At 47.0% G+C, this 19,303-nt stretch carries 20 protein-coding genes and 1 tRNA gene; 15 read left to right on the top strand and 6 right to left on the bottom strand.

Features of this window, described 5'->3' with window-relative positions; translation table 11 throughout:
- Window positions 1-40: 40 nt before the first annotated feature.
- Window positions 41-922, bottom strand: coding sequence for an energy transducer TonB (locus tag ABXJ76_RS17640; RefSeq protein ID WP_432742458.1), 882 nt, complete (start codon window positions 920-922; stop codon window positions 41-43).
- A 5-nt stretch (window positions 923-927) separates the two neighbouring features.
- Window positions 928-1,917: a glutathione synthase gene (gene gshB, locus ABXJ76_RS17635; RefSeq protein WP_432742456.1), complete on the bottom strand. Its 990-nt coding sequence runs from the start codon at window positions 1,915-1,917 to the stop codon at window positions 928-930.
- A gap of 172 nt (window positions 1,918-2,089) precedes the next feature.
- Between gshB and rpmB the strand changes: the two genes are divergently transcribed.
- Window positions 2,090-2,326 carry a 50S ribosomal protein L28 gene (rpmB, locus tag ABXJ76_RS17630; RefSeq protein WP_432742454.1) on the top strand — a complete coding sequence of 79 codons (237 nt, stop codon included), beginning with the start codon at window positions 2,090-2,092 and terminating at the stop codon, window positions 2,324-2,326.
- A 12-nt stretch (window positions 2,327-2,338) separates the two neighbouring features.
- Entirely contained in the window at window positions 2,339-2,494 is a 156-nt protein-coding gene (rpmG, locus tag ABXJ76_RS17625) for a 50S ribosomal protein L33 (protein ID WP_432742452.1), read from the top strand.
- 138 nt (window positions 2,495-2,632) lie between these two features.
- Here the strand turns inward: rpmG and ABXJ76_RS17620 are convergent, their stop codons facing one another.
- Window positions 2,633-3,988 (bottom strand): cyclic nucleotide-binding domain-containing protein, encoded by a 1,356-nt coding sequence (locus ABXJ76_RS17620; RefSeq protein WP_432742450.1) that lies wholly within the window; start codon window positions 3,986-3,988, stop codon window positions 2,633-2,635.
- A 135-nt stretch (window positions 3,989-4,123) separates the two neighbouring features.
- Here ABXJ76_RS17620 and ABXJ76_RS17615 point away from each other — a divergent pair, with 135 nt between their 5' ends.
- The 5 genes from ABXJ76_RS17615 (at window position 4,124) to ABXJ76_RS17595 (ending at window position 10,016) form a co-directional block, all read left to right on the top strand.
- Entirely contained in the window at window positions 4,124-5,491 is a 1,368-nt protein-coding gene (locus ABXJ76_RS17615; RefSeq protein ID WP_432742448.1) for a DegQ family serine endoprotease, read from the top strand.
- Window positions 5,492-5,572: 81 nt separating this feature from the next.
- Window positions 5,573-6,094: a molybdenum cofactor biosynthesis protein B gene (gene moaB, locus ABXJ76_RS17610; protein ID WP_432742446.1), complete on the top strand. Its 522-nt coding sequence runs from the start codon at window positions 5,573-5,575 to the stop codon at window positions 6,092-6,094.
- The gene (locus ABXJ76_RS17605; RefSeq protein WP_432742444.1) at window positions 6,095-6,487 is read left to right on the top strand and encodes a DUF423 domain-containing protein; all 393 of its coding nucleotides are present in this window, start codon (window positions 6,095-6,097) and stop codon (window positions 6,485-6,487) included. It abuts the gene before it with no gap.
- Between the two features lie 5 nt (window positions 6,488-6,492).
- Window positions 6,493-9,279 (top strand): aminopeptidase N, encoded by a 2,787-nt coding sequence (gene pepN / locus ABXJ76_RS17600; RefSeq protein WP_432742442.1) that lies wholly within the window; start codon window positions 6,493-6,495, stop codon window positions 9,277-9,279.
- The gene (locus tag ABXJ76_RS17595) at window positions 9,276-10,016 is read left to right on the top strand and encodes a pteridine reductase (protein ID WP_432742440.1); all 741 of its coding nucleotides are present in this window, start codon (window positions 9,276-9,278) and stop codon (window positions 10,014-10,016) included. Before pepN ends, ABXJ76_RS17595 begins: the two co-directional genes overlap by 4 nt.
- Here the strand turns inward: ABXJ76_RS17595 and folK are convergent.
- Both folK and folB read right to left on the bottom strand, forming a co-directional pair.
- Window positions 10,005-10,505 (bottom strand): 2-amino-4-hydroxy-6-hydroxymethyldihydropteridine diphosphokinase, encoded by a 501-nt coding sequence (gene folK, locus ABXJ76_RS17590; RefSeq protein WP_432742438.1) that lies wholly within the window; start codon window positions 10,503-10,505, stop codon window positions 10,005-10,007. The genes ABXJ76_RS17595 and folK overlap by 12 nt on opposite strands.
- A complete protein-coding gene (gene folB, locus ABXJ76_RS17585; protein WP_432742436.1) occupies window positions 10,502-10,861 on the bottom strand; it encodes a dihydroneopterin aldolase in 360 nt (119 codons plus the stop codon). Before folB ends, folK begins: the two co-directional genes overlap by 4 nt.
- 96 nt (window positions 10,862-10,957) lie before the next feature.
- On the opposite strand from folB, the gene plsY reads away from it, so the two are divergent.
- Together plsY and ABXJ76_RS17575 are read left to right on the top strand one after the other, a co-directional pair.
- Window positions 10,958-11,545 carry a glycerol-3-phosphate 1-O-acyltransferase PlsY gene (plsY, locus tag ABXJ76_RS17580; RefSeq protein WP_432742434.1) on the top strand — a complete coding sequence of 196 codons (588 nt, stop codon included), beginning with the start codon at window positions 10,958-10,960 and terminating at the stop codon, window positions 11,543-11,545.
- A gap of 108 nt (window positions 11,546-11,653) precedes the next feature.
- Window positions 11,654-12,289, top strand: a complete 636-nt coding sequence (locus tag ABXJ76_RS17575; RefSeq protein ID WP_340120838.1) for a hypothetical protein — start codon at window positions 11,654-11,656, stop codon at window positions 12,287-12,289.
- Between the two features lie 55 nt (window positions 12,290-12,344).
- Here the strand turns inward: ABXJ76_RS17575 and tsaD are convergent, their stop codons facing one another.
- Window positions 12,345-13,349 (bottom strand): tRNA (adenosine(37)-N6)-threonylcarbamoyltransferase complex transferase subunit TsaD, encoded by a 1,005-nt coding sequence (gene tsaD / locus ABXJ76_RS17570; protein ID WP_432742432.1) that lies wholly within the window; start codon window positions 13,347-13,349, stop codon window positions 12,345-12,347.
- A gap of 106 nt (window positions 13,350-13,455) precedes the next feature.
- Here tsaD and rpsU point away from each other — a divergent pair, with 106 nt between their 5' ends.
- From rpsU to metK, 6 genes are all read left to right on the top strand, one after another.
- Entirely contained in the window at window positions 13,456-13,689 is a 234-nt protein-coding gene (rpsU, locus tag ABXJ76_RS17565; protein ID WP_006890759.1) for a 30S ribosomal protein S21, read from the top strand.
- Window positions 13,690-13,706: 17 nt separating this feature from the next.
- Window positions 13,707-14,156, top strand: a complete 450-nt coding sequence (locus ABXJ76_RS17560; protein WP_432742429.1) for a GatB/YqeY domain-containing protein — start codon at window positions 13,707-13,709, stop codon at window positions 14,154-14,156.
- A 143-nt stretch (window positions 14,157-14,299) separates the two neighbouring features.
- Window positions 14,300-16,039, top strand: coding sequence for a DNA primase (gene dnaG / locus ABXJ76_RS17555; protein ID WP_432742427.1), 1,740 nt, complete (start codon window positions 14,300-14,302; stop codon window positions 16,037-16,039).
- 131 nt (window positions 16,040-16,170) lie between these two features.
- Window positions 16,171-17,979, top strand: coding sequence for an RNA polymerase sigma factor RpoD (gene rpoD, locus ABXJ76_RS17550; RefSeq protein ID WP_432742425.1), 1,809 nt, complete (start codon window positions 16,171-16,173; stop codon window positions 17,977-17,979).
- Between the two features lie 10 nt (window positions 17,980-17,989).
- Window positions 17,990-18,066, top strand: a tRNA-Ile gene (locus ABXJ76_RS17545).
- A 65-nt stretch (window positions 18,067-18,131) separates the two neighbouring features.
- Window positions 18,132-19,292 (top strand): methionine adenosyltransferase, encoded by a 1,161-nt coding sequence (gene metK / locus ABXJ76_RS17540; RefSeq protein ID WP_432742423.1) that lies wholly within the window; start codon window positions 18,132-18,134, stop codon window positions 19,290-19,292.
- Window positions 19,293-19,303: the final 11 nt, after the last annotated feature.

Raw genomic sequence — 19,303 nt, 5'->3', positions numbered from 1 at the left:
GGATCTTAGTATCAAAGTTTATAGTCACTTAAGCAACTGTTTATCGCGAGGTCATACCCGATTCATCAGAAAATTTCCAAACCCGGGTAATGACCAAAACATCGAGCTCTTTCAGCAAGTCGGCAGGTAACGGTGGAAATGGCGCGCTCATCCGAACAATTCTTTTAGCCGCCTCATCCAATGCCGGATTTCCCGACGACTGGTTGATGCGTATGCTGTAAATGCTGCCGTCGGCTTTAATGCCGACATCCATGGTTAAGATGCCGGAAAAGTTTTTCTTGATGGCCACTTCCGGATAATTAAGATTGCCGGTACGCTCCACCTTAGATTCCCAATCTTTCATGTATTGGGCGGCGACGTATTTATGGGCGCTCACCGAGTTGACAAATTTTATCTTAGTTTGCTCGGCACTTTGCTGGTTTAGCCTGATTTCGGTACCCAATTGCGCAATTTGTTGCTGTAGCAACTCAGGCGACAATTGCGGGTGCTTTTCAGCCGGGTGCTTTGTATCCGGCTTGCTTGCAGTAACGATTTTCTTTTCTGCCTTTTTTTGGGTGATCAGTTTTTTCGCTGCTTTAGGCTCGCTGTGTTCCGCTACGCTCTTTTTTAGCTGTTTGGGCGGGTTTTTGCCCTGGCTGGGCCGTTGTTGTGGTGGCGGCTGTTCCGGCTTCTTACTTTGTTCACCCGCGCCCAGCTGACTTTCCGGCGCTAAAAACTTCGCCTTTTCAGGCACTTTTGGTGTCGGTATATTGACTAGGGTAATATCGATAGCACGGCTGACTTTCTCCGGTTGCGGCGCGGTGAAATTAATGCCCAGTCCGATAACAACATGAATGACAGTCGCTACAAATAAGGCAATCAATAATGAATCATTGGTAGACAACTCTGCAGGTGGATCAAATATTGGCTGATGTGTGCTCATTATCATCATGGATGGTGTGTATGCCGCAAACCTGCCGGGAGCAGGTGCGGCAGCAGGACGGTTTCAATATGGTCCATGAGTTGACCGCAAATATTCAAGCCAAACTGGCGATCCAGTTCCTGAACGCAAGTAGGACTGGTCACATTAATTTCGGTCAGCGTATCGCCAATCACATCGATTCCGACAAAAACCAGGCCTTTTTTCTGTAAGGTAGGTCCGACCTGACCCGCAATCCAGCGATCTCGCTCGGTGAGTTCCCGGCCTTCGGCCCGCCCACCCGCCGCCAAATTGCCGCGGGTTTCGCCTTGTGCAGGAATGCGTGCCAGAGAGTAGGGTATGACCTCGCCATTAACCAGCAATATGCGTTTATCGCCGTCTACAATTTGCGGCAGATACTTTTGCGCCATCACATAGCGGCTGTTGTACTGGGTCATGGTTTCCAGAATCACGCTAAGATTGGGATCGTTTTGGCGCAAATGGAAAATAGAAGTGCCGCCCATGCCATCCAGCGGTTTTAAAATAATTTCGCCTTGCTCCAGCAAAAAACGCCTGATTCTGGCCGGCTCTCTAGCGACCAAAGTTTCTGCGCAACACTGCGGAAACCAGGCGGTAAAAAGCTTTTCATTGGCATCCCGCAACGACTGCGGTTTGTTAACCACATAAACCCCCATACTTTCCGCGCGTTCCAGCAAATAGGTGGCATAAATATATTCCTGATCGAAAGGGGGGTCCTTGCGCATCATAATGACATCCAGCTGATCCAAAGGAATGTCCTGCTCGGCCGTAAACTCGTGCCAGCTTTTTTCATCTCGCTGAACTTTAAGCGTTCGTGTTCTGGCATAAGCCCTGCCGTTTCTCAGGAATAAATCGTTGAGCTCCATATAATGCAGCTCCCAGTCTCGAGCCTGTGCTTCAAGTAACATCGCAAAGCTGGTGTCTTTTTTTATGTTGATATGGTCTATGGAGTCCATGACCATGCCGAGTTTAATGGGCATTATTTTTTCCTGGTAATTGTTTGAGGCGCAAGGCTAAAAAATGAGGCGTCTTTTGCTCTTCGCCTTGCGCCTTTTATCTTATTCATTTTATAGATTCTTATTTACCTTGAAAAGAATTTTTGGTATAAAGACCGGCTAACTTTTGAATTTAGGCACGCATTAGGGGTTAATCATGTCCAAAGTATGTCAAGTAACAGGAAAACGCCCGGTTACAGGTAACAACGTTTCACACGCTAACAACAGAACTAAAAGACGCTTTTGTCCGAATCTGCAGCATCACAGATTCTGGGTAGAGAGCGAAAACCGCTGGGTTCGCCTCAGAATTTCCACCAAAGGTATGCGTATCATTGACAAAAATGGCATTGATGCCGTTCTTGCCGACTTGCGTAAATCCGGCTATAACGCTTAAGAGGATAGAAAAATGCGCGATAAAATTAAATTGGTTTCGACCGAAGGCACCGGGCACTTTTATACTACTACAAAAAACAAACGGACTATGCCCGAAAAAATGGAGATCAAAAAATTTGATCCTGTGGTTCGTAAATACGTTATTTATAAAGAAGCTAAAATCAAATAATTAGTTGATTTAAACGCTCTTTTCCGGCTTGTACTCTACGAGCTCAAGCCACGCGTAGCATGGCCCGACGTCAGTAATTTTGACTGTCGGGTTAGGTTGCCGCATTTTTCCCTGTGGACAAAGCTCACCTGCCCTACCTCACGCTTGCTTTAGTTTATCCAGCACCTGGGTTAGCTTCTCCACTTGCTTGTGCAATACTCGACATTGTTTTTCAGCATTTTGCCGGTCAAATTCCAGCTTCATACACTTATCATTAAGCTGTTGGTTGGTGTTTTTCAGGGCTTCATTTTCCACTTTAAGCGTGTTGACTTGATCTTCGAGGATACTAACAGAGGCGTTTGCTGACGACTGTATTGATGAAGACGCCGTTGCCGAATTATCGACAGCTTGTTGTTGATCAGAGCTTTCCGGATCAGCATCAGCAGAAATAGGCGCTTCATTTTCCGGTTTAGGCGCAAGACTTTCCATCCCGCCTCTCAAAATCATGGCTTCTATCTTATGCCTGAGCAGTAAAAATGCGGCCGCCTCGCTAATCTTGCCATCTCGACAAACAACAACGACAAGCTTTTCATGGCTTAAGGTTTTAATCTGTATTCTTAAGGAGAAAAAAGGCGCATTGATGCTGCCGTCAAGATGTTGAGCGTCATATTCATCCTGCGAGCGGACATCCAACAAAACAGCGCCTTTTATTATCGCCGCCTGCATTTCCGCATAATCAATAAACTTTAAACAGGGCTCTTTTATTAACGATACAAATTGTTTTTTGTCCAAGCGTAACAAAGTAATATCGGTCGCTGCCGTAATCGTTACGTTTCTGGGCGCGCCGGAAAGCAATGAGTCCTCGCCAAAAGTGTCGCCGTTTGCCAGCTGAGCTAATGTAATCTCTTTGGCATTAGGTGATGGTTTACGCGTTAACAGGCATCGTCCATTTTTAATCAGGTAATAATAATCTCCTGTGCCGCCTTGCTCGAGTATGTGCTCGCCCTTTTTATAATGAATGGCCTCCAAACTCATCAATATTTTTTGTAAATTGGCGGGGGGGAGACGTTGGAAAATAGGCGATCTCAATAACGCTGTCATCCAATCTTCTGGATCATCTTTAGTCTCGTCAATGACCATGTAACTGTGGTTCTCGTGGTAAGCAATAGGAAGGGGATTATTAACAATATCAGTGTGCAGGCGCAAGAAACGTACTTTTCCGTTCGCGACTGCATCAATTTTTTTTGGGATCTGGTGCGCCAATGCAAACTTCGCAGAATCGCTACTCGCGGCAATCACCTCGACAACCAACCCGGCTGCCTGAAGCGTAACCTCGCCACTTAGCAGATAAACAAAATGGGGGGCTATATCGCCTTTTTTAAACAAAAAACCGTCCTGAACTTCTTCGACGGTCATTTCAGCGCATAACGCAGCAAACTGAACGCCGGGTAAGGTTGCGAGCGGGATTAGCTTGCGAATAATCAGTCCATCTTCAGAATTGACGTCTACGGCCATTTGAATATTCTATGCAAGATCAGCGTTAAATGACAGTGTTGATTGTTTAAAAAACTACTTTAACACACCTTGTATTAAACATTTTTGCACGTATATTATTGGTTGTGTCTATTTAACAAGTTCCGGAAAATCATGATGAGCACAAAATTAGTAAAACAGCTGTTATTTATAGGTATAACGTTGCTACCTGCTTATTTTTGTACGGCTTCTGTTGCGCAAACTGGCTTGCCGTCCTACATTGACGGTCAGCCATTACCGTCTCTGGCTCCTATGCTTGAGCGCAGCATGCCGGCGGTGGTTAATATTTCAACGTCGACCCAGATTATGGTCAGTGAAAATCCACTGATGCAGGATCCGGTTTTTCGCCAGTTTTTTAATATTCCCAATCAGCTGCGTCAGCAACAAAGGAACAGCTTGGGTTCCGGCGTCATTATTGACAGCAGCGAAGGCTATATTCTGACCAATAACCATGTTATCGATAAAGCCGACAAAATTATGGTGACCTTGAATGATGGTCGTCAGCTTTCGGCTAAACTAATCGGCGCCGATCCTGAAGCGGATGTCGCTATCATTCAGATTCTTGCAGAAAACTTAACCATGCTGCCTATTGCTGATTCCAGTCAACTGAGAGTCGGTGATTTTGTTGTCGCCATCGGTAATCCATTCGGCCTGGGACAAACCGTTACCTCCGGCATAGTCAGCGCTTTGGGTCGTTCCGGCCTTGGCATAGAAGGCTACGAAGATTTTATTCAGACCGATGCATCCATTAACCCTGGCAATTCAGGCGGGGCCCTGGTTAATCTACGCGGTGAATTTGTCGGCATGAATACTGCAATTCTCGCCCCCAGCGGCGGTAATATCGGTATCGGCTTTGCAATCCCATCCAATATGGTCATGACCATTAAAGAGTCGCTGGTTAAGCACGGTGAAGTCCGCCGTGGATTGTTAGGCGTTACCACGCAGGATTTGACGTCTGAACTGGTCAAGGCTTTTAATTTAAAAAACAAGCATGGCGCTGCGATTAGCCGGATTGAAAGCGGTTCGCCAGCAGCAAAAGCCGGACTGGAGCCGGGCGATATTATTGTTACCGCTAATGGCCGCGCCATTAAAAACAGTCATGATGTGCGCAATATTGTCGGCCTAATGCAGATTGGCGATAACGTGGAGTTGGAATATTTTCGTGGCAATGAGAAAAAACGAGTGATGGCGACAATAGGCAAGCAGGAGTTGCCGCAATTGGCCGGGGATAAACTGCATCGCACCTTACAGGGTACGCTGTTAAGCGTACCGCTAAAGACTCAGAACGAAGGTGTTTTAATTGAAAAAGTCGACGCGACGTCCAATGCTTGGCGGCTAGGCTTGCGTCCCGGTGACGTTATCGTGTCGGCAAATCGTTATCGCGTTCGTAATATTGAAGAGTTAAAACGGGTTATTGACCCAAACGGCGCGCTGCTGATTAATATTCAGCGGGGACAGGAAGGATTCTTTGTTGTGTTAAAGTAGTAAGATACAAGGTTCAAGGTGTGTGCTTCTCAGTTTTGGGCCTTGAACCTTGAACCTTGAACCTTTGACCTCTATTTAAATATGACTATAGACAGAAAATTCATTCCTCTAAACATCGCTATCCTGGTCGTTTCCGACAGCCGCACCGATGCCGACGATGTATCCGGAAAAATACTGGCGGAACGCGCAACCGATGCAGGACATCAGGTTACCGAAAAGAAAATAGTCGCTGACGACATCTATCAAATCAGGGCGGCTGTTTCAAACTGGATTGCCGCAGATCAGGTTAATGTCGTGATCGCCACCGGCGGCACCGGCGTCACCGGCAGGGATGGTACGCCTGAGGCGGTTGCGCCGTTGCTGGACAAGGTTTTGGACGGTTTTGGCGAAATTTTCAGGATGCTTTCCTATCAGGACATTAAAACCTCAACCATCCAGTCCAGAGCCATTGCCGGCGTCGCCAATGCGACCTATATTTTTTGCCTGCCCGGCTCATCGGGAGCCTGCCGCACCGCTTGGGATGAATTAATTAAAGAGCAGTTGGATCATCGTACCCGCCCTTGCAATCTGGTACAGCTAATGCCCAGACTATTGGAAAAGTAGATGAGATTTTTATTGCTCGGCGCGCTAAGCGCCTTAATCGGCGTCGGCATGGGCGCATTCGGCGCTCATGGCTTAAAAGCCGTCATCAGCCCGGAGATGCTGGCTGTCTACCAAACCGGCGTGACCTATCAAATGTACCATGCACTAGGCCTGATCGGCGTTGCTCTGATCAACCGGCAAGCACCCGATTCCAAATTATTGCACTGGGCCGGTCGCTTGATGTTCACCGGCATACTGCTATTTTCCGGCAGCTTGTATTTACTGGCTTTCCTTAATCTTAAATGGCTAGGCATGATCACCCCCATCGGCGGTGTTTGTTTTTTAACAGCCTGGTTACTCATCACAATTTTCGCAGCCAAAAACATCAGGGCTTCCGATCACCACAACAGGTAACAATAATGCGCGACGCAAATCCCCAAACCATTTATCTGAAAGACTACACCGTACCCGAATACCTGATTCATAGCGTAGGCTTGAATTTTGCGCTGGATGATGAAAACACCAGGGTGAGTTCACGGCTCACTCTAAGCCGCAACCCTGCCAGTCAGTCCAAAGACACAACGCTGACCTTATCGGGTGAAAATATGAAACTCATCCGCATCAATCTGGATGACGGCACAAATCCGTCTGGAGCGGATTTGCATTTACCCGAAGGGCTCTGGGCAGGACAGCCCAGAGTGAATGACTTAAGCAAAGATCAATATCTGCAAACCCAGGATGCGTTAATCATTAACCAGGTTCCGCAGCAGCAACGTTTTGTCTTAACGATCGAAAATAGTATCAACCCGAAAGCCAACACCGCTCTGGAAGGACTGTATCTATCCAGCGGCATGTTGTGCACCCAGTGCGAGGCGGAAGGCTTTAGAAAAATCACTTATTTTCTGGACCGGCCCGATGTAATGACCTTGTTCACCACAACGCTGGTCGGCGACAAAGACCGTTATCCGGTGTTGTTATCCAACGGCAATAAAGTCGCCCAAGGCGAATTGCCGGATAATCGCCACTGGGTAACCTGGGAAGATCCGTTCAACAAGCCCTGTTATTTATTTGCGCTGGTTGCAGGACAACTGGAATGCGTTGAAGACCGCTTTACCACGCAATCCGGTCGCGACATCGACCTGCAAATCTTTGTCGAAAAACACGATGTCGATAAATGCGACCATGCGATGCAGTCGCTGAAAAACGCCATGCTTTGGGATGAACAGGTCTATGGCCGCGAATACGATCTGGATTTATACATGATCGTCGCGGTCAGCCACTTCAACATGGGCGCGATGGAAAACAAGGGGCTGAACGTATTCAATACCAAATTTGTGCTGGCACGGCCCGATACCGCAACCGACTCCGATTATGAACATATCGAAGGCGTGATCGGTCATGAATATTTCCATAACTGGACCGGTAATCGCATCACCTGCCGGGACTGGTTCCAGCTCAGCCTGAAAGAAGGCTTTACCGTGTTTCGCGATCAGGAGTTTACCGGCGACCGCACCTCAAAAGCGGTAAAACGCATCGAAGACGTCAACATGCTGCGTACCCGCCAGTTTGCCGAAGATGCCGGACCGCTGGCGCATCCTATACGCCCTGACGCCTATATAGAAATCAACAATTTTTACACCTTGACCGTGTATGAAAAAGGCGCTGAAGTGGTGCGCATGATCCACACGTTGGTGGGGGCTGACGGCTTTCGCAAAGGCAGCGATTTGTATTTTGAGCGTCACGATGGACAGGCGGTTACTTGCGATGATTTCGTTAACGCGATGGAAGCGGCCAATAATATTGATTTAAGCCAATTTCGCCGCTGGTATGCGCAGGCTGGAACGCCGGTATTGACCGTTCAACAGCACTATGACCCATCCGCACAAACCCTGACGTTAACCTTGAGCCAAAACTGCCCGCCAACGCCTGGACAAGCTCTTAAAGAGCCGCTGCATATTCCGGTAACGGTGGGTTTGCTCAATAAAGACGGCTCTGTAGCGCCTTGCAAGTTACAGGGTTGTGGAGAGACTTCGCCTAAAGCGCCTGCTGTTGGTTGTTGCCCAAAGACTGACGAAGTCATACTGCAACTCACCGAATCCGAACAAGCCTTTACCTTTGAAAACTTAACCGAACCGCCGGTGGTGTCTATCCTAAGAGGCTTTTCAGCGCCGGTTAAACTGGTCATGGAACGCAGTCTGGATGAGCTGGCGTTTTTATTAAGCTACGACAGCGACACCTTTAATCGCTGGGAAGCCGGGCAGCAACTGGCCGGACAGATTATTTCAGGGCTGATTGCCGATTGGCAAAACGGCAGAGACATGCACGTCAGTCCTATCATGGTCGCCGCCATTCAACAGGTGCTGGAGCAACCCTGGGATGACTTGTCGTATTTCTCTTTATTATTAAGTCTGCCCTCGGAAACCTATCTGGCCGAACAAATGCAGGTTGTCGATGTTGAAGCGATTCATGCCGCCCGCGAATTTGTGCTACTGACCTTAGCCGAACAACTTGAGGCGCAATTTCAGGCTTTATATCGGAATAATCATCGGGATGAGTCCGGACAGTTTGATTCCGGCGCAATCGGCCGCAGACGCATCAAAAACACCTGTTTAAGCTATCTCAGTAAGCTGGAAAATAAGCCTATTTATCAATTATCCCAACAGCAATTTAACCAAGCTAAAAATATGACCGACCAAATGGCGGCATTAACGGTTATCGTCAATAACCCGCATCCTGCCAAACAACAGTGTCTGGACAGCTTTTACCATCAATGGCAAGCGGAAGCGCTGGTTATCGACAAATGGTTTGCGCTGCAAGCCTCCAGCAGCATGCCCGAAACCTTTGCAACTGTGCAGGCGTTAATGCAACACCCGGCATTCGATTTAAAAAACCCGAACCGGGTCAGGTCGTTAATCGGCGCTTTCAGCCAGTCCAATCCGCTGCATTTTCACGCCGCCAACGGGCGAGGCTATCGCTTCCTCGCCGATCAGATTATCGCGCTGAACACCTTGAACCCGCAGATTGCCTCGCGTATGGTCGGTGCGTTAACGTCTTGGCGCAGATTTGATGAAGGCAGGCAAGCCCTGATCAAAACCCAACTGGAACGGATCATGACCACCGAGGCAATTTCCAAAGATGTTTACGAAGTGGCGAGTAAAAGTCTGGCCGTAGAGGCGGCCGGCCGGTCGCCCCTACAAAATCAATGAATGTTGCTGCAAAAAATGTATTGATTACCGGTGCCGCCAAGCGCATAGGCGCAGCTTGCGCAAAGCTGCTGCATAGCGAGGGCTGTAATGTTTTTTTGCATTATCGGTCTTCGGTCGCAGAAGCGCAGCAGCTTTGCGATGAACTGAATCGACTTCGACCCGACTCGGCAAGAATCATGCAGGCCGACTTGCTGAACATGGCCGAGTTGAAGGCTGTTGCCAGAGCGGCCAGTCTGGCCTGGGGCGGCATAGATGTGCTGGTCAATAACGCCTCGTCCTTTTACCCAACGGCTATGGCTGATGTAAGCGAACAGCAATGGGACGAGTTATTGGGCAGTAACTTAAAAGCGCCGTTTTTTCTGGCGCAAGCCTTGGCAAAGACCTTAGTCGACAATAAGGGCTGTATCGTCAATATTGTCGACATCCATGCCGAACGGGGCTTAAGCGGTTATCCGGTGTACAGTATCGCCAAAGCCGGATTGGTCGCCATGACCAAGGTTTTAGCCAAAGAATTGGGGCCGGAAGTCCGGGTCAACGGGGTGGCTCCGGGCGCTATACTCTGGCCGGATAACGATTTATCCGAACCGGTCAAATCGGAGATCCTGCAACGAGTGGCTTTAAAGCGTAGCGGTGAGCCAGTTGATATTGCCAAAGCAGTGCTGTTTTTGATTAAGGATGCCGACTATATCACCGGTCAAATACTGACTGTCGATGGCGGGCGCACCCTATTTTGTTGAGGCCCAGAATGGCGTGACGCGTTTTTGTTTAAGATCGGTCTTGTCGAATTGTTCCCAAAGCTCGGCGTAGCTAAGCCGGCTGATCGGATGCTTTAAAGCTGGGGCGATTTCCGCCAAAGGCTCGAGCACAAAAGCGTAATGCTCAATTTCATCGCGGGGTATTTGCAGGCGGCCATCGTTGATAATCAGGTCGCCGTATAGAATCAAATCCAAATCCAGGGTGCGTGCGGCAAATTTCCGGCTGTCGCGGGTACGACCATTATCCAGCTCGATTTGCCGCAGCAGTTTAGTGACTGCCTTTACCTCCAAATCGGAATCAAAACCGACCACCAGATTGTAGAAAGCGTCGCCGGTAAAACCCACAGCTTCGGTTTCATAAATACTTGAAATAGTCAGTTCGCCAAAGACTTGCTCAAGCGCTCTGAGGCTGGCAGGAATGTATTTATCCTTATCTATATTACTGCCTATGCTGATGTAGCCTCGGGTCATGGATTCAATTCTCCACGTTCAATCACAATGCCGACATCGCTGGCGCCGCTAATAGCGCCTTTTTTATTCAGGGTTATTTTCACCCAAGGCACATTAAATTCGTTGCGGATAATATCGGCTATTTCTGAAATTAATTTTTCAACCAGCAAAAACTGACTGGCTTCAACAAAAGAAATAATGCGATGAGAAACTGTTTTGTAATCAAGCGTGTATTGAATATCGTCGGTTTCCGCGGCTTTCCGAATGTCAAAAGCCATCTCAATATCAAGGACGACGGTTTGCTTGGTCACTCGTTCCCAGTCAAAAATACCGATGATGGTTTCAACTTCCAAGCCGCCTAAAAATATGATGTCCATAATGATTTCCGGTTATGATGCGTGTTTTTTAAAAAGCGCTCAGTATCAGGGAAACGCCCCCTGCTGACAAGTTCAAAATGATGAAAAGGTTACCTAATGATTGAATGGTTGTTTGTTCCGGCTGCCTATTTGATAGGCTCAATTTCCAGTGCAATTATAATTTGTCGCCTGATGGGTTTGCCCGATCCTAGAAAGCAAGGCTCGGGAAACCCCGGCGCGACCAATGTAATGCGCATAGGCGGGAAAAAAGCGGCAGCGATTACCCTGCTGGGCGATTCGCTGAAAGGCTTAATTCCGGTCTATGCCGCGAATGCATTGGGACTGCCTTTCGAATTAGTTGCGGCGACCGGCTTGGCGGCGTTTATAGGTCACCTTTATCCGGTGTTTTTCGGCTTTAAAGGCGGCAAGGGTGTTGCGACCTCGGTCGGCGTGTTGCTCGGATTTTCCTGGATGCTCGGCTTTGCCTTCATGGCAACCTGGTTTCTGATTTACAAGCTGGGCAAGATTTCATCCTTGTCTGCCTTAATCGCCTCGATCCTGTCGCCGGTTTTTGCCTGGCTTATAGCGGGGAACGAGGCTATCGTTGCCGCTTCATTGATTATGACGGTTTTCTTGTTGTGGCGGCATAAGGGCAATATTCAGCGGCTGCTGGCTGGGGAAGAGTCGAGCAAGGCTAAAGGCTAAAAATCATATCGATAACCTAATCCCTTTTGGAAAATGATTTAGTCAATATTCCACCTCGTAAATACCGCAATCGTTGTCAAAATCATAAAAAATATAGGGCTTACTAGAATGGATTGGTTAACTTTTTTTGCAGACATAACAAAAACACTAACGTGGCCAATATTTGGTGGGGGTGTAGCTCTATTATTCCATAAACCAATTTCAGGCTTTATTAACCGAACCATAAAAATCGATAAAGACGGAGTAACTGCTATTTCAGCTCCTGAAGCTCAGCGTGAAAAACAAAAACCTGAGGCGGTACAGCAACTTCTTGATGCTATAGGTAGTTCAATAGTAATCACAGCGATTGAAGATTGTATTAAGGATGAATTAAAAACAAAAGGATTAAGTACGGATGGAGACAGCATAGAAGTTCTCATTAGACATTTAGCAGGCACCCAACTACTTTTATCTTTTGAACAAATTCACAATCTAATTTTTGGCAGCCAAATTTTTCTACTTAAAAAGCTTAATGAAGTTGCTGGGCAAGGCAGAGCTTCATCTTTTGTTGATGACCATTTTGATCGCATTAAATTGCAATATCCAGATACGTTTGATGATTGGTCAGTTAATCAATATCTCAATTTTATGTTTGGACATTCACTTATCACCATTCAAAGCAACCAAATTCATATTACAAACAAAGGCGTAGAATATCTAACATGGATAGCACGAAATGGAATTCCTGAAAACAAGCCGCTATAATTGAATAGGTCAGGCAACATCTTTTCGTTGCCCGACATTTTGACTTTCGCCTGATTTAATTTAATTCACTAATCGGCCAGCGAGGACGCGCATAAATTTCCAGTCCTTGCTGCTGGCCTGCCATTAAACGCTGACAGCCTGCATAGGCAATCATCGCGCCGTTATCGGTACAAAATTCGAGTCTCGGAAAATAGAGCTGGGCATTCTCCTTGGCAACCATTTGGGCCAAACTGGCGCGAATTTGCTGATTGGCGCTGACGCCGCCGGCAATAACCAGTCTTTTTAGGCCGGTTTGCTGTAAAGCCCGCTTGCATTTAATGCTCAGCGTCTCCGCAACTGCCTGTTGAAATGCGGCGGCAATATCGGCTTTGTCCTGCTCGGTTTTGCCGGAAGCGTTAAAGGTATTCATGGTGAATGTTTTTAAGCCGCTAAAACTAAAGTCCAATCCGGGGCGATCGGTCATCGGACGAGGAAATTTAATCTGCGCTGTGCCTTGTTCGGCGAGTGCGGACAGTCTTGGTCCGCCTGGATAGCCCAAGCCCAGCATTTTCGCGGTTTTATCAAAAGCTTCGCCGGCGGCATCATCTAAGGATTCGCCTAATAGTTGATAGCGGCCAATACCCTCAACCTGTACCAGCAGGGTATGTCCGCCTGAAATCAGCAGCGCAACAAAAGGAAATTCCGGCGGATTTTCTTCCAGCATCGGTGCCAGCAGATGCCCTTCCATATGATGAACGGCAATTGCGGGAACTTGCCATGCCCAAGCCAGGCTTCTGGCTGTGGCCGCACCAACCAATAACGCTCCCATCAGGCCGGGTCCTGCGGTGTAAGCAATGCCGTTAATCGCACTGCTGGCAAGCTGGCTTTCCTGCAAGCATTGCTTGATCAGCGGCACTAATTTACGGATGTGGTCGCGTGATGCCAGCTCAGGAACAACGCCGCCATATTCGCTGTGCATTTCGACTTGGCTGTATAAAAGGTGACTGCACAGGCCGTGTTCGGAGTGATAAATAGCGACGCCGGTTTCGTCGCAAGAGGTTTCTATGCCTAAAACGTACATTGAGTTTTTGAATTTTATAAAAGTAAAGGTATAATTAAGGGTTCTGTTTGTTCAGTGGATTGAAAAATCCTAACTTTTTAAATATTAACATATTCAGGTCATTATAATGCCTTCAGTAAAAATCAAAGAAAACGAACCTTTTGATATTGCAATTCGTCGCTTTAAACGCGCTTGTGAAAAAGCCGGTGTATTGGCAGAAGTGCGTCGTCGTGAGTTTTATGAAAAACCCACTGCAGAACGCAAACGTAAAGGCGCTGCTGCCGTTAAACGTCACTTGAAAAAATTAGCGCGTGAACGTTATGCGTTGAAAAACTTACGTCGCGGACGTCCTGCACTGTAAATATTAAGGTTAATACGATGGATTTGTTAACAGATCGTATCAAGGAAGATATGAAGGCCTCCATGAAAGGTGGACATAAGGCAAGACTAGGGGTGATTCGTTTGATTTTGGCTGCCATTAAGCAGGTTGAGGTCGACGAGCGCATTGTTTTGGATAATGAACGGGTTATCCTGGTTCTTGATAAGATGCTCAAGCAGCGTCGCGAATCCATTCGTCAATTTGCTGATGCGGGTCGACAAGATTTGGTCTCTATTGAAGAGGCTGAAATTCCAGTCATTCAGGATTTTTTGCCGCAAGCTCTGACTGAAGCCGAAGTTGACTTAATGGTTAAAGACGCGGTTGCAGAGTCCGGTGCAGAATCGGTTAAGGATATGGGCAAGGTCATGGCTTTGCTTAAAGCAAAAATGCAAGGGCGCGCGGATATGTCGGCTGTGAGTGTCAAAATTAAGGCTGCACTAGCTGGATAGTTTTTTTATTGACTTTGTGCGGCAACGACTCTTGTGCCGTCTCGGCAACTGCTCCCTGCGTTGCTCTACCTCCTGCATCCATGCAGTCGTAAAGCGCCTGCTTTTGCCAATCTTCTCCATTAGATCGGCAGTGGGAGCATTGTGTGTCCGGTAGAATCCCTCGCGAGTTTATTGATGAGCTTTTGGTGCGAGTTGATATTGTCGACTTAATCGATTCGCACGTCCCTCTAAAAAAAACGGGTAACAATTTTGTCGCTCGCTGCCCTTTTCACGCTGAAAAAACGCCCAGTTTTTCTGTAAACCAAAAGAAACAATTCTTTTATTGTTTTGGCTGCGGCGCTAGCGGTAACGCGATTAGCTTTCTGATGGATTTTAGCCATCTTGATTTTGTTGAGGCGGTTGAAGACTTGGCCGGATTTGCCGGGGTCGAAGTGCCCAGGGAATCAATCGAATATCAACCAGGGCAGAAGAAAGAAGACTTAAATAGTTTGTATTTGCTAATGGAGCAGGTAGCTAATTTTTATGCAGAGCAGCTGCGGATCAGCGATGAAGGAAAAAAAGCCGTTGAGTATTTAAAAAATAGAGGCGTCAGCGGCGATTGTGCCGGTGATTTTATGCTGGGCTATGCGCCAGACGAATGGAACGCCTTGGCGTCTCGATTTGACCCAAAATTATTACTCGATGCTGGATTGCTAGTCAGTAAAGAAGACGGGCACACCTACGACCGTTTTCGCGGTCGAATCATGTTCCCTATCAGGGATAAGCGTGCCCGAATTATTGGCTTTGGCGGACGGGTACTTGACGATTCTTTGCCCAAATACTTGAATTCTCCAGAAACATCCCTATTTCACAAAGGCAAAGAAGTTTATGGCTTGTATGAGCTTCTGGAAAAAAATGCCAAGCCCCAGAGGATTTTGATTGTTGAAGGCTATATGGATGTTATCGCCCTAGCTCAATTTGACATTCGTTACGCGGTTGCAGTCCTAGGAACGGCGGCTTCGCAGGCGCATCTGGATTTATTGTTCCGGTTTTCCTCGGAACTGGTATTTTGTTTCGATGGTGACAAGGCAGGCAGGGAAGCGGCATGGAGAGCGATGGATGCCGCTTTTTCCAGCTTAAAAGATGGGCGACAGATTCGTATTATGCTGTTACCGCAAAATTATGATCCTGATTTGCTAATACGAGAGCAAGGGGTTGATGGGTTTGTTGGTCGCGTACAGGGAGCCGAAACCTTGTCGGAATATTTTTTCGGGCATTTTTCGAATGAGTTAAATCTGTCCGAAATGGAAGGTCGAGCGCAATTAGTCAGTAAGGCTAAGCCTTATCTGGAGAAGCTGCCGGAGAGTGTTTTTAAAGAGATGATGTTTGCACGACTAAAAGAACTGTCTGGGTGGGATCGCCTGGATATTTTGGAGAATGCAGCTACACTTGCTCTTAAGTCTCCGTCAAAAATAGGTGGAAAGCGGCCTCAGGATAATGGCAGATTGTCGTCGGCGCGCGTTGCAGTCGCCTTGCTGGTTCAGAATCCCAGGCTAGCTGAGTTGCTTGATCAACGAGAAATAGACTGGAGTGGGCTTGAATTTTCAGGGGCGCCTCTGTTTAAAAATATTTTAAACATGATTGCGGGTAAACATCCGGCAAATGCAGCTGTTTTGATGGAGTGTTATCGAGATGCTGCTGAAGAAAAATCCATAAAAGCATTGGCTTTTTTGGATCTGCAGATTTCCGATGACAAGGTAGATGTCGTATTTTGTGACGCAGTAAACAGGTTGCTAATTCAAGCCAGGGAGGCTGGATTAGCTAGATTGCTGGATAAAGACAAGACCAAGGGATTGGATGCACAGGAAAAAGAGCTGTTGCGTAAAATGCTTACAGGTAAATAGTTTCATGCCCGACACCCTTCGGGTAAATGCAAATCTGTTTCAGACAGATTTGTGGTGCAAAATAACAGGAATTTGTAGTATAATTTTCGGTTCGGCGAAGTTAGGTCGAGCAGAGTCTTACGTGAGTAAATATGAATCAAGAACAACAGCAGTCCCAACTTAAACAATTGATAGCCAAAGGCAAAATGCAGGGTTACCTGACTTATGCCGAGGTTAATGATCACTTGCCTAGTGATATTGTTGATCCTGAGCAAATTGAAGATATTATTGGCATGATCAATGATATGGGGATTCAGGTTTACGAAGTTGCTCCAGATGAAGACTCCCTTATTACTGATTCAGCGGCCGCATCTGCGGACGATGAAGATGCTGAAGAAGTGGCCGCTTTAGCCTCTGTTGATAGTGAGTTCGGCAGAACCACGGATCCAGTGCGCATGTACATGCGGGAAATGGGCTCAGTGGAATTACTGACTCGCGCAGACGAATTAAAAATTGCTAAACGTATTGAAGAAGGTCAGCAGCAACTGGTTAAAGCCATTGCTCGTTCCTGCATAGTAGTTGAAAATTTTTTACAATCATTTGATAGTATTACCGGTGAAGAAGGCAGTATTCGCCTGACGGATTTAATTTCCGGTTTTGTCGATTTATCTGAGCCCGAAGATTTTGTCGCCGCACTGCCTGTGACCGACGATGCCGAAGAGACTGATGCTGAAGAAGAGCCGAAGGGGCTTAATTACGAGGAAGTTAAAGAAAAAGTAGAAGTGCTCCGAAAACAGTTGAAATCGGCTGCTGCTACGATCAAAAAGCATGGCTATTCGAGTGACAAAGCAGGGCATGAGCTTGATGCGTTAGCTGATCTGTTTATGGAGTTTAAATGGATTCCCGCGTATTTAAAGAAATTGACAGCTATTATTCCTAATGGCGTTACTGCTGTGCGTGAGCAGGAGAGGCTCATTATGGATGTTTGCATCAATCATGCAAAGATGCCTCGTAAGGAGTTTATTGCCTCTTTTCCTGGACAGGAAACCAGTTTAGAATGGTTCGATCAGTATTTGAATGCCGGAAGCAAGTACTCGGCTGCATTGAAAGAGCGCGAAAAAGAAGTCAGAAAAGCGCAAAGAATATTAAGCGATATAGAGGCGGAATATAGCCTGAACATTAGCGGATTAAAGGATATTAATCGGCGCATGTCTATCGGTGAAGCTAAAGCGAGACGCGCGAAAAAAGAAATGATTGAGGCTAATTTAAGGCTAGTCATTTCCATTGCTAAAAAATACACTAATCGCGGATTACAATTCCTGGATTTGATTCAGGAAGGCAATATCGGTTTAATGAAGGCGGTCGATAAGTTTGAATATCGTCGCGGCTACAAATTTTCTACCTATGCAACCTGGTGGATCAGACAGGCGATCACCCGATCCATAGCGGATCAGGCCAGAACTATTCGTATTCCGGTGCATATGATCGAAACGATCAATAAGTTGAATCGAATTTCTCGGCAGATACTTCAAGAATTAGGACGGGAGGCAACGCCGGAAGAATTGGCTGAGCGCATGGAAATGCCTGAAGATAAGGTTCGTAAGGTATTGAAAATTGCCAAAGAGCCTATTTCTATGGAAACCCCCATTGGTGATGATGAAGATTCTCATTTGGGAGATTTCATAGAAGATGCTAAAGTATTGTCCCCAGTGGAAGCAGCAACGATTGCCGGCTTACGCGAATCGACACAAAACGTGTTGGCGGGATTAACGGCACGAGAAGCTAAAGTTCTGCGCATGCGGTTCGGTATCAATATGAATACCGATCATACGCTGGAAGAAGTAGGCAAACAATTCGATGTGACGCGTGAAAGAATCCGTCAAATTGAAGCCAAAGCATTGAGAAAACTCAGGCATCCATCAAGATCGGAGCAATTAAGATGCTTCCTTGATGGTGAATAAATAAACATAAGGGCCCTTAGCTCAGTTGGTTAGAGCGTCCGACTCATAATCGGCAGGTCGTAGGTTCAAGTCCTACAGGGCCCACCATACATAAGAAAGGCTGCCTCGGCAGCCTTTTGTACATCAGGGTTTTACATTTTAAAGGTGGTATCGTGAGCAATAATTATACTTTCACATCAGAGTCAGTGTCAGAAGGGCATCCTGATAAAGTTGCCGATCAAATTTCAGATGCGGTACTTGACGCTTTATTGGCTCAAGATCCACATTCACGTGTCGCTTGCGAAACCATGGTAAAAACCGGCATGGTCATTTTGGCCGGAGAAGTCACTACCGATGCCTGGGTTGACCTTGAAGCCCTGGTACGCAAAGTTGTTTGCGACATCGGTTATGATCACGGCGACATCGGTTTTGACGGCCAAAGTTGCGCGGTTTTAAATGCTATCGGCAAGCAATCGGCGGATATTGCGATGGGTGTTGACGAGGCCGCTAATCATGAGCAGGGTGCAGGCGATCAGGGCTTAATGTTCGGTTATGCCAGCAATGAAACCGATGTGCTGATGCCGGCTCCGATTACCTACGCTCATCTGTTGGTCAAGCGTCAGGCCGAAGTACGTAAAAATAAAACCCTGCCTTGGCTGCGTCCTGATGCCAAAAGTCAGGTTACCTTTCGCTACGAAAACAACAAGCCCGTCGCTATTGATGCGATTGTTTTGTCGACTCAGCATTCGCCTGACATTGGTGCAAAAGCCTTGCATGAAGCGGTGATGGACGAAATTATTTTGCCGGTTCTGCCCAAAGAATGGCTGCATAAAGAGACCAAATATTTCATTAATCCAACCGGTCAATTCATTATCGGCGGTCCCGTCGGCGACTGCGGCTTAACCGGGCGTAAAATTATCGTTGATACTTACGGCGGCATGGCACGACACGGTGGCGGTGCATTTTCCGGCAAAGATCCATCAAAAGTTGATCGTTCTGCAGCGTACATGGCACGCTATGTAGCAAAAAACATTGTTGCAGCCGAATTAGCTGAGCGCTGCGAGATCCAGGTTTCATATGCCATTGGTGTTGCAGAACCTACGTCGATCAGTATTGAAACTTTTGGTACCGGTAAGGTCAGTGAAGACAGACTGGTGGAAATTGTCAGAGATATTTTTGATCTAAGACCCAAAGGCCTGATTTCCATGTTGGGCTTGTTGAAGCCTATCTACCAAACAACGGCTGCGTATGGCCATTTTGGTCGCACCGAAGACTCCTTTAGTTGGGAAAAAACCGACAAAGTTGACGCATTAAAAGATGCAGTCGGCCTTTAACTAAATACAGG

This window comes from Methylobacter arcticus (assembly GCF_050917435.1).
In the GTDB taxonomy this organism is placed as follows: Bacteria; Pseudomonadota; Gammaproteobacteria; order Methylococcales; family Methylomonadaceae; genus Methylobacter_A; species Methylobacter_A titanis.
The sequence above is the reverse complement of the archived record's forward strand: the minus strand, read 5'-3'. Positions and strand labels throughout refer to the sequence as shown.

Coding starts and splice junctions, on each gene's coding strand:
- ABXJ76_RS17640 (WP_432742458.1), bottom strand. CDS start 922: ATGAGCACACATCAGCCAATATTTGATCCACCTGCAGAGTTGTCTACC.
- gshB (WP_432742456.1), bottom strand. CDS start 1,917: ATGCCCATTAAACTCGGCATGGTCATGGACTCCATAGACCATATCAAC.
- rpmB (WP_432742454.1), top strand. CDS start 2,090: ATGTCCAAAGTATGTCAAGTAACAGGAAAACGCCCGGTTACAGGTAAC.
- rpmG (WP_432742452.1), top strand. CDS start 2,339: ATGCGCGATAAAATTAAATTGGTTTCGACCGAAGGCACCGGGCACTTT.
- ABXJ76_RS17620 (WP_432742450.1), bottom strand. CDS start 3,988: ATGGCCGTAGACGTCAATTCTGAAGATGGACTGATTATTCGCAAGCTA.
- ABXJ76_RS17615 (WP_432742448.1), top strand. CDS start 4,124: ATGAGCACAAAATTAGTAAAACAGCTGTTATTTATAGGTATAACGTTG.
- moaB (WP_432742446.1), top strand. CDS start 5,573: ATGACTATAGACAGAAAATTCATTCCTCTAAACATCGCTATCCTGGTC.
- ABXJ76_RS17605 (WP_432742444.1), top strand. CDS start 6,095: ATGAGATTTTTATTGCTCGGCGCGCTAAGCGCCTTAATCGGCGTCGGC.
- pepN (WP_432742442.1), top strand. CDS start 6,493: ATGCGCGACGCAAATCCCCAAACCATTTATCTGAAAGACTACACCGTA.
- ABXJ76_RS17595 (WP_432742440.1), top strand. CDS start 9,276: ATGAATGTTGCTGCAAAAAATGTATTGATTACCGGTGCCGCCAAGCGC.
- folK (WP_432742438.1), bottom strand. CDS start 10,505: ATGACCCGAGGCTACATCAGCATAGGCAGTAATATAGATAAGGATAAA.
- folB (WP_432742436.1), bottom strand. CDS start 10,861: ATGGACATCATATTTTTAGGCGGCTTGGAAGTTGAAACCATCATCGGT.
- plsY (WP_432742434.1), top strand. CDS start 10,958: ATGATTGAATGGTTGTTTGTTCCGGCTGCCTATTTGATAGGCTCAATT.
- ABXJ76_RS17575 (WP_340120838.1), top strand. CDS start 11,654: ATGGATTGGTTAACTTTTTTTGCAGACATAACAAAAACACTAACGTGG.
- tsaD (WP_432742432.1), bottom strand. CDS start 13,349: ATGTACGTTTTAGGCATAGAAACCTCTTGCGACGAAACCGGCGTCGCT.
- rpsU (WP_006890759.1), top strand. CDS start 13,456: ATGCCTTCAGTAAAAATCAAAGAAAACGAACCTTTTGATATTGCAATT.
- ABXJ76_RS17560 (WP_432742429.1), top strand. CDS start 13,707: ATGGATTTGTTAACAGATCGTATCAAGGAAGATATGAAGGCCTCCATG.
- rpoD (WP_432742425.1), top strand. CDS start 16,171: ATGAATCAAGAACAACAGCAGTCCCAACTTAAACAATTGATAGCCAAA.